This window comes from Nocardioides sp. GCM10028917, assembly GCF_042666175.1.
Lineage (GTDB): Bacteria > Actinomycetota > Actinomycetes > Propionibacteriales > Nocardioidaceae > Nocardioides.
Genome location: NZ_JBHTFL010000002.1, coordinates 92,488 through 101,135 on the forward strand (window position 1 = coordinate 92,488; position 8,648 = coordinate 101,135).

The following is an 8,648-nucleotide window of genomic DNA, read 5'->3' on the forward strand; positions in this document are numbered from 1 at the left end:
GCTGCGGGTGGGCTACCCGTCGGTAGGCATAATGGCCCGGTGCGCATCGCCATGCTGTCCTACCGGAGCAAGCCCCACTGCGGGGGACAGGGCGTCTACATCCGCCACCTGACCCGCGAGCTGGTCCGTCTCGGCCACGAGGTGGAGGTGTTCTCGGGCCAGCCCTACCCCGACCTCGACGAAGGCGTCGTGCTCACCAAGGTGCCGAGCCTCGACCTCTACCGCGAGCCCGACCCGTTCCGCGTGCCGCGGCTGCGCGAGTTCCGCGACCGGATCGACGTCGAGGAGTTCCTCACCATGTGCACGGCCGGGTTCCCCGAGCCGAAGACCTTCAGCTCGCGCATCGATCGACTGATGAAGGAGCGCGCCGGCGACTTCGACATCGCCCACGACAACCAGGTGCTCGGCACCGGGATCATGGAGCTGGAGTCGTACGGCCTCCCGGTGGTCGCGACGATCCACCACCCCATCACGATGGACCGCCGGATCGACCTCCAGACCGCGCCGACGTGGCGCAAGCGGCTCACCCTGCGTCGCTGGTACGGCTTCCTGCGGATGCAGACGAAGGTGGCCAGGCGCTACCGCACGGTGCTCGTGCCATCGGAGTCCTCGCGCCGCGACGTGGCGCGGGACTTCGGGGTCGACCCGGCACGGATGAAGACCGTCCTGCTCGGGGTCGACGACGTCTTCGTCCCGCCGACCAGCCCCCGTGTCCCCGGCCGGATCCTGGCCATGGCCAGCGCCGACGCCCCGATGAAGGGCATCGCCACGCTGCTCGAGGCCTTCGCCAAGCTCGCCGTCGAGCGCGACGTGTCACTCGTGCTCGTGACCCGGCCGGAGCCCGGCGGGCGCACCGAGCAGCTCGTCGACCAGCTCGGGATCGCCGACAAGGTGACCTTCGTCAACGGCGTCAGCGACGCCGAGCTCGTCGAGGTGATGGGCTCCGCCGAGCTCGCCTGCGTGCCCTCGCTCTACGAGGGCTTCTCGCTCCCGACCGCGGAGCTGATGGCCTGCGCGACCCCGTTGGTGGTGTCGCGAGCCGGGGCCATCCCGGAGGTCGTCGGACCGGACGGCGTCTGCGCCGACCTGGTCACCCCCGGCGACGTGGGCGAGCTCGAGCAGGCCATCGCGGCGCTGCTCGACGACCCGGAGCGTCGTACGGCGATGGGCGCGGCCGGCCGGGCCCGCGTCGAGGAGCTGTTCAGCTGGCGCGCGGTCGCCGAAGCCACCGCCGCCGCCTACGAGGAGACCATCGCCGACTTCCGGACCGAGCAGGGCCGGCGTGAGCAGGAGGAGAGCCACCGTGCTGACCGTTGACTTCGACCGGCTGGGCCTGCGCCCGGGTGACCGCGTGCTCGACATGGGCTGCGGTGCGGGACGTCATGCGTTCGAGATGTACAAGCGCGGTGCCGACGTCATCGCGTTCGACCAGGACGCCGACGAGCTCGCCACCGTGCGCGAGTGGTTCGCCGCGATGCGCGAGGCCGGCGAGGTGCCGGCGGGTGCCGAGGCCGACGTGAAGGAGGGCGACGCCCTCGCCCTCCCGTTCGCCGACGGGGAGTTCGACCGGGTCGTGGCCGCCGAGGTGCTGGAGCACATCCACGCCGACGTCGACGCGATCAAGGAGCTCGTGCGGGTCCTGCGCCCGGGCGGCACGCTGGCGATCTCCGTGCCGCGCTGGCTGCCCGAGGTCGTCAACTGGAAGCTGTCCGAGGACTACCACAACGCCGAGGGCGGCCACATCCGGATCTACACGGCCCAGGAGCTCGTCGACAAGGTCACCAAGGCCGGACGGGCCAACGACGGCACGCCCGGCGACGCGATGGTCTTCACCGGTCGCGACCACGCCCACGGCCTGCACACGCCCTACTGGTGGATCAAGTGCGCCGTCGGCGTCACCAACGACGACCACCCGCTCGCCAAGGCGTACCACAAGCTGCTGGTGTGGGAGATCGTGAAGAACCCCAAGGCGCTGCAGTACGCCGGAAAGGTGCTCGACCCGCTCATCGGGAAGAGCATGGTCCTCTACTTCCGCAAGCCGGAGGCGGCGTGAGCGGACTCCCCGCCGTCGAGACGATCCTCACCCGCGCGCAGGTCGAGCAGACGGCTGCCACCATCGCGGCGATGCAGGAGCCGTCCGGTGCGATCCCGTGGACGCCCGGCGAGCACACCGACGTCTGGAACCACCTCGAGGCGGCGATGGCGCTGGTCGTCGGCGACCAGCGGGAGGCGGCCGAGCGAGGCTTCGCCTGGGCGCGCGACACGCAGCGGGCCGACGGCTCCTGGCCGATGAAGATCGTGGTCGGCGAGGTGGAGGACCACTCCGGCGAGACCAACATGTCGGCGTACGTCGCCGTCGCTGCGTGGCACCACTGGCTGGTGGAGCGTGACGAGGCGTTCGTCCGCCTGATGTGGCCGACGGTGCGGCGCGCGCTCGACTTCGTGGTCTCGATGCAGCTGCCGTTCGGCGGCATCGCGTGGTCGCAGGAGTGGCACGACGGCCGGCCGGGTCCGGTCAACGAGGACGCCCTGCTCGCCGGGTCGTCGAGCATCTACCACTCGCTGCGCGCGGGCGTGGCGCTCGCGGAGCTGGTGGGCGAGCCGCAGGTCGAGTGGGAGCTCGCGGGCGGCCGCCTCGGCCACGCCCTGCGCGAGCACCGCGACCTCTTCCTGGACAAGTCGACGTTCTCGATGGACTGGTACTACCCGGTGCTCGGCGGAGCGGTGCGCGGGCCCGAGGCGCACGCGCTGCTCGCGGAGCGGTGGGACACCTTCGTCGAGCCGGGCCTGGGGATCCGGTGCGTCGCCGAGAACCCGTGGGTGACGGGCGCGGAGACCTGCGAGCTCGTGCTCGCCCTCGACGCCGTCGGCGACCGTACCCGGGCGCTCCAGCTGCTCGCCGACATGCAGCACCTGCGCACCGCGGAAGGGTCCTACTGGACCGGTTATGTGTTCCCCGACGACGTGAACTGGCCCGCCGAGCAGACGACCTACACGGCAGCGGCCGTGGTCCTGGCCGTGGACGCGCTCAGCGACGGGACTCCCGGCGCCGACATCATGCGCGGCACGACGCTGGCGCCGGACTTCGCGGAGATCGGGCTGGAGTGCGGGTGCCCGTCGTCCGACGCGTCAGCCGAGCGGGTCGCCGGCGTCGCCCGACGTACGGCATAGCACCCGCATCGACCCGACCGCCTCGACCTCGGTGAAGGCGCCGCTCGCCAGCGCGGGGAGGTAGATGTCCTCGTAGGGCGGGCGACCGCCGTCCGCGGGGTCGGGGAAGACGTCGTGGATGACGAGCACGCCGCCCGCCATCACCCATCGCGGCCAGGTGCGGAAGTCGGTGCGGGCGGGCTCGACCCCGTGGCCGCCGTCGATGAAGAGCAGCGAGAGGGGGGTGCGCCACCACGCGCCGACCGTCTCCGAGCGGCCGACGACCGCCACCACCTGCTCCTCGAGGCCTGCGGCCGCGATGGTGCGGCGGAAGGTCGGGAGCGTGTCCATGAGGCCGAGGTCGTGGTCGACGAGGCTGTCGTCGTGGTGCTCCCAGCCCGCCTGGTTCTCCTCGGAGCCGCGGTGGTGGTCGACGGTGACGACGGTGCCGCCGACCTCGCGGGCGGCGCCACCCAGCCAGACGGCCGACTTGCCGCAGTAGGTGCCGACCTCGAGGGCCGTACCGAGCGGGAGTCGCTCGCGGGCCCAGCGGTGCAGCAGCGCCCCCTCGTCCTCGGGCATGAAGCCCTTCGCGGCGCGGGCATGGGCGAGCAGGTCGGCGGGCATCACGGGAGACGACCCTAGTGCGGTCACACCTGCGTCCTGGCACGCGTCAGGTGGGTGAAGGCATGCATCTCGCCATCCATCTCACCATCCATCTCACCAGGAGCAGACATGAGCAACCACACGATCGTCATCCCCGCCGCCGACCTCGAGACCGCGACGGCGTTCTACCGCACGGCATGGGGCGTCGAGCCGCACACCGAGACCCCCTACTACGTCGGGTTCAACCTCGACGGGCAGGAGATCGGGCTGAACCCCCACGGCGAGCGGGACCAGATGACAGGTCCGGTCGTCTACTGGGCCACCGACGACCTCGCCGCCAAGGTGGCCGAGGTCGAGGCGGCGGGCGGGACCGTCGTACGTCCCGTGACTGAGGTCGGCGGCGGGACGTCGCTGGCGCTGCTGACCGACCCGGCCGGGAACCAGGTCGGCTTCATCACCCAGGGCTAGCTGGCGGCGCCGTCGACCTCTGTGGGGTCGACGCCGCTGTCGGCCTCGAGGCCGTGGCGCCAGGTGTTCCAGTGCCACGTCAGGTAGCGGTCGACGGCCCGCACCGCGTGGGCGCTGCGGATGGAGTGGAAGACGTCGAAGGCGTGCTGGGTGCCCGGCAGCTCGGCGTACACCACCGACTTCTCCGACGTGCGTCGCAGCTCGGCGACGAACAGCCGCGCCTGGTCGACGGCCACGAGGCTGTCGAGCTCGCCGTGGATGACGAAGAAGTCCGGTGCGTCGGGCGTGATGCGCAGGATGGGGGAGGCGGCCTCGTACACGTCGGGCGCGTCCGTCCAGGTCGTCTGGATGACCCGGGGGCCGAGGAAGGCGTCGCGCATGCCGATGGCGTTGGCGAGGCCGGTCGACCCTGCGAAGTCGTAGACCCCGTAGAACGGCACCGCCGCCTGCACGGAGGTGTCGGCGTCCTCGAAGCCCGGCTGGAACTGCGGGTCGCCGGGGGTCAGCGCCGCCAGTGCGGCGAGGTGGCCCCCGGCCGACCCGCCGGTGATCACGAGGTAGTCGGGGTCACCGCCGTGGTCGGCGATGTTCTCCCTGACCCAGGCGATGGCGCGCTTGACGTCGACGATGTGCGCGGGCCACGGATTGCGGGGTGCGAGGCGGTAGTTGATCGCCACGCAGACCCACCCCTTGGCGGCCATCCGGTTCATCAGGGGCCGGCCCTGGTGCTCCTTGGCGCCGAGGCTCCAGGCGCCGCCGTGCACCTGGAGGAGCACGGGGGCGTCCTTGATGGCGTCGTCGCCGGCCGGCAGGTAGATGTCGAGGTGACCGCGGCGTCCGGCCTCGGAGTACGGCAGGTTGCGGATCACCCGGACCGCGTCGTCCCGGAAGTCGAACGGCCGGGCCAGGCTGCGCCACGGCGTCGCCAGGTCGGCCGGGTCGGGAGCCGCGTCGAGCTGCTCGACGTAGTCGACGCCGAGCCCCTCCACGAGGGCGTCGTCGAGGACCCCGACGGCGCGGCGGCTCTGTCGCACCATGTGGGCCAGGCCGAGTGCGTTGGCCCCGGCGAGGGCGAGGCCCGCCTTGGCGCGCAGGCCGGACCGGCGGCCCTTCGTGAGGTGGGCGGCGGCGTCGAGGGCGGTCAGGGCGAGCATCTGCGGCGCGGTCTCGCCGAAGAGCCAGCCGGCGGCGAAGGACGGCACGCCGGCACGCTGCCCGCGCGGGGGGCGCAAGGAGTTGGCGGTGAGGGCGGCGATCACTGACTGACGGGACAGGAAGCTCACGGACACCATGTTACTCACCGGTACCACCGGCCGGGCCGCCCGCCCGTGCGGGACGCGGGTGGTCGTGAGCCGGGGTCAGAGGACGAAGATCGCGATCAGGATCGCCGTCGCGACCAGTGAGATCAGCAAGGACCCCATGCAGCCCAGACGGTTGCTGAAGAAGAAGAACAACGGGTACCTCCAGTGGCGCCGGACGGACGACGTCGCCGTACCCACCTGCGCGTCTGCGATTCCCCACCGGATGGTCCCCGGCATGATCGCGGGGTGGACTCTCCCGCTGCGGACCCCTGGACCTACGTCGTGACGGACGTCGAGCTCGACGGCCCGTGGCCGGGCACCAACTCGATGCGCTCGTTCGCGTCGGTCGCCGTGACGGCCGACGGCGTCGAGCACGGTCGGTTCGAGGCGGTCCTGGAGCCAGTGCCCGGCACTACTCCGGACGGCGCCACGATGGCGTGGTTCGACACCCAGCCGGGCGCGTGGGAGGCGGCGACCCGCGACCCCGAACCCGTCGTCCAGGTGATGGAGCGCTACGTCTCGTGGCTGCAGGACCTGCCCTGGCCGCGCATGTTCGCGGCCTTCCCCCTGGCGCTCGACGGCATCTGGATGGACCACTACCTGCGCCGCTTCACCCCGTACGGAATCAGGCAGGGCCACCACGAGGAGGACCGGCTGTTCGTCGGCGGTGGCCTGTGCCTGCGGAGCTATGCGGCGGCGGTGACGGGCGAGTCCGTCGGGCTCGTGGACGTCGACACCCTCCCGAGCGCGTGGTTCGGCGGCGTGGAGCACACGCACCGCGCGATCGACGACACCGTCGGCTACGCCAACCTGCTCGTGGAGCTGTTCCGGCGTGCTGCCCGGTGACTGGCTTGACCTTGCCCCCACAGGAAGCCGCAGGGTCGTCGCACCGGTGACGGACACCGGGGAGGATGGGGACGATGACCACGGAGCTCCTGACGATCGGCGACTTCGCGCGAGCGTCGGGCCTGACGCCGAAGGCGTTGCGGCTGTACGACGACCTCGGGCTGCTGCGGCCGGCCGAGGTCGACCCGAGCTCGGGCTACCGCCGCTACGCGCCCGAGCAGCTCGGCCAGGCACGCTTGGTCGCGACGCTCCGACTGGTCGGGATGCCGCTCGCTCGGATCGAGGAGGTCCTCGACGCGCCTCCCGCGGTGGCGGCGCGGCTGGTCGAGGCCTACTGGCTCCAGGTGGAGCACGACACATCCAGCCGTCGCGACATCGTCGCCGTCCTCGTCGAAGAGCTGGAGAGCGAGGAACCATCCATGACCACATCCACCGACACGTTTCGTGCAGAGATCGGCACCAGTCACCGGACGGGCGGCAGGGCCCAGCAGCAGGATGCCCTGATCGCCACGCCCGGGCTCGTGGCTGTCGCCGACGGGTTCGGCGAGCGTGCAGACCTTGCCACCGCCGTGCTGGCAGCGTTCGAGTCAGGCGGGATCGAGGCCGCCGTCGCGGAGGTGGCGGCGGAGATCGCCGACTCGCTCCCGGAGGCGCCGACGTCGGGCACGACATTGACCGCCGTGACGATCGCGGGCGCCACGGCGTCGGTGACGCATGTGGGCGACGGACGCCTCTGGCTGGTGCGCGGCCACGAGGTCCGTCAGGTCACCCACGATCACACGGTCGTGGCGGCCCTCCTCGAGTGCGGCCAGCTCACGGCGGACGAGGCCCGTTCGCACCCGCACCGCAGCCTGCTCAACCGGGCCCTCGTGCCGGGCGTCGTCACCGACGACCTCGAGGTGCGCCTCCAGCCCGGGGACCGCCTGGTCCTCACCACCGACGGCGTCCACTCGCACGTCGAGGACCTGGCGTCGTTGCTGGTGTCGCCGGTGCCGGCGCAGCAGGTCGCCGATGAGGTCGGGGACGTGGTGGCGGCCTCAGGCGAGCCCGACAACCACACGATCGTCGTGGTCGACCTGACGTGAGGGCGACGTGGGACGGAGCGCGCAACCTGGCCGACCTGGGTGGGTCGGCGCTCGTCGGCGGCGGCGAGACCAGGCCTGGGAGGGTCTACCGGTCGGCCGCCCGGGAGTGGATGACAGCACGCGGATGGGACGACGCGCGCAAGGCCGGGGTCGCGACCGTGGTGGACCTGCGAAACGAGATGGAACACGGGCGGACCGGTGCCCACCCGGGTCTGGACGCCGATGCCACGGCCGGAATCACCTTCGTCCATGCCCCCACGGAGGACCCGAGCGACGCCGACTTCTTGCGGCGGTGCGGGCCGTGGCTCGACCATCCGTGCTCCTGGACCATCAACATGCAGATGTACCCGCAGAAGATCGTGCGTGTGCTCGAGGCGGTCGCGCTGGCGGCCTCCCCCGTCCTCATCCACTGTGCCGGGGGACGCGACCGCACGGGCATGATCGGCTCGCTCCTGCTCCTGCTTGCCGGCGCCACTCCCGAGGCGATCGTCGCGAACTACGAGGCAGGCTTCCGTGGCGCTGCAGAGCACCGGGGCCACGGGCTGTCCTTCGACCAGGTCACCGGCCGCTGGGTGCCGGCCGCCGACGAAGGGTGGACCGGGGACGAGCTCGACGCCGCGTTGGACGATCGCCGTCCGGTCCTGCTCGACTGGGTCCACACCTTCGACGCACAGGGCTACCTCATCGCAGCCGGCGTCGACGCGGACACGAGGCGTCGGCTCGAGGTGCTGCTCGTCGGGTGAGCCCGGCCTTGCGCCGGGTGAGCCCGGCAAACGCCACCGAACGTGTCGCCAACGCACGCCTGTGGCCCCGCCTGATGGTGGCCGGCGGGGTGTGGGACGGGGTCATGGTCGGTCGGGTGGCTCGATCCGGCTGGTCCCTGATGGATCTCGTCGGTAGCGGTGGCCGTGAGGCGAGGTCCACTCGAAGCACCCTCGTCCGGTGACGTGGTAGCGCCAGGCGGTGTGGGTCTTGAGGCGGTGGTGGAACCGGCACAGGGCGGCGAGGTTGTCGGTCCGGGTGGGGCCGGGTTGTGGTCTGCCTTCGGCTTCGGCATCCGGGTCGTACGGGATGACGTGGTCGACGTCGCTACCCCGGGCCGGTCGGGCGCACCACGGAAACACGCACGTGCGGCGGAATCTAGGTAGTCACGCAACACCGGATGTGTTCGTGGTCTGGGACAGTATCTCCT

10 protein-coding genes are annotated in these 8,648 nt (G+C 71.6%); 7 read left to right on the forward strand and 3 right to left on the reverse strand.

The window, feature by feature from the left end; all coding sequences use genetic code 11:
* Window positions 1–39 precede the first annotated feature (39 nt).
* The 3 genes from ACFQW6_RS03415 to ACFQW6_RS03425 are packed head-to-tail and all read left to right on the forward strand — an operon-like array spanning window position 40 to window position 3,171.
* Window positions 40–1,317 carry a glycosyltransferase family 4 protein gene (locus tag ACFQW6_RS03415; protein WP_378541299.1) on the forward strand — a complete coding sequence of 426 codons (1,278 nt, stop codon included), beginning with the start codon at window positions 40–42 and terminating at the stop codon, window positions 1,315–1,317.
* Window positions 1,304–2,053: a class I SAM-dependent methyltransferase gene (locus ACFQW6_RS03420; protein ID WP_378541301.1), complete on the forward strand. Its 750-nt coding sequence runs from the start codon at window positions 1,304–1,306 to the stop codon at window positions 2,051–2,053. Before ACFQW6_RS03415 ends, ACFQW6_RS03420 begins: the two co-directional genes overlap by 14 nt.
* Window positions 2,050–3,171 carry a prenyltransferase gene (locus ACFQW6_RS03425; RefSeq protein WP_378541303.1) on the forward strand — a complete coding sequence of 374 codons (1,122 nt, stop codon included), beginning with the start codon at window positions 2,050–2,052 and terminating at the stop codon, window positions 3,169–3,171. Before ACFQW6_RS03420 ends, ACFQW6_RS03425 begins: the two co-directional genes overlap by 4 nt.
* Here ACFQW6_RS03425 and ACFQW6_RS03430 read toward each other — a convergent pair.
* Window positions 3,130–3,777, reverse strand: a complete 648-nt coding sequence (locus tag ACFQW6_RS03430; protein ID WP_378541323.1) for a class I SAM-dependent methyltransferase — start codon at window positions 3,775–3,777, stop codon at window positions 3,130–3,132. The genes ACFQW6_RS03425 and ACFQW6_RS03430 overlap by 42 nt on opposite strands.
* Before the next feature lie 108 nt (window positions 3,778–3,885).
* Between ACFQW6_RS03430 and ACFQW6_RS03435 the strand changes: the two genes are divergently transcribed.
* Window positions 3,886–4,224 (forward strand): VOC family protein, encoded by a 339-nt coding sequence (locus ACFQW6_RS03435; protein WP_378541305.1) that lies wholly within the window; start codon window positions 3,886–3,888, stop codon window positions 4,222–4,224.
* Here ACFQW6_RS03435 and ACFQW6_RS03440 read toward each other — a convergent pair.
* Together ACFQW6_RS03440 and ACFQW6_RS03445 are read right to left on the reverse strand one after the other, a co-directional pair.
* Entirely contained in the window at window positions 4,221–5,516 is a 1,296-nt protein-coding gene (locus ACFQW6_RS03440; protein WP_378541307.1) for an alpha/beta hydrolase fold domain-containing protein, read from the reverse strand. The two genes, ACFQW6_RS03435 and ACFQW6_RS03440, sit on opposite strands and share 4 nt — an antisense overlap.
* A 66-nt stretch (window positions 5,517–5,582) precedes the next feature.
* Window positions 5,583–5,762: a hypothetical protein gene (locus tag ACFQW6_RS03445; RefSeq protein ID WP_378541309.1), complete on the reverse strand. Its 180-nt coding sequence runs from the start codon at window positions 5,760–5,762 to the stop codon at window positions 5,583–5,585.
* Window positions 5,763–5,771: 9 nt separating this feature from the next.
* Between ACFQW6_RS03445 and ACFQW6_RS03450 the strand changes: the two genes are divergently transcribed.
* The 3 genes from ACFQW6_RS03450 (at window position 5,772) to ACFQW6_RS03460 (ending at window position 8,199) form a co-directional block, all read left to right on the forward strand.
* A complete protein-coding gene (locus ACFQW6_RS03450) occupies window positions 5,772–6,371 on the forward strand; it encodes a hypothetical protein (protein WP_378541311.1) in 600 nt (199 codons plus the stop codon).
* A 74-nt stretch (window positions 6,372–6,445) separates the two neighbouring features.
* Complete coding sequence (locus ACFQW6_RS03455; RefSeq protein ID WP_378541313.1) at window positions 6,446–7,456, forward strand: MerR family transcriptional regulator; 1,011 nt, start codon at window positions 6,446–6,448, stop codon at window positions 7,454–7,456.
* A complete protein-coding gene (locus ACFQW6_RS03460) occupies window positions 7,453–8,199 on the forward strand; it encodes a tyrosine-protein phosphatase (RefSeq protein ID WP_378541315.1) in 747 nt (248 codons plus the stop codon). Before ACFQW6_RS03455 ends, ACFQW6_RS03460 begins: the two co-directional genes overlap by 4 nt.
* The last annotated feature ends 449 nt before the right edge of the window (window positions 8,200–8,648 follow it).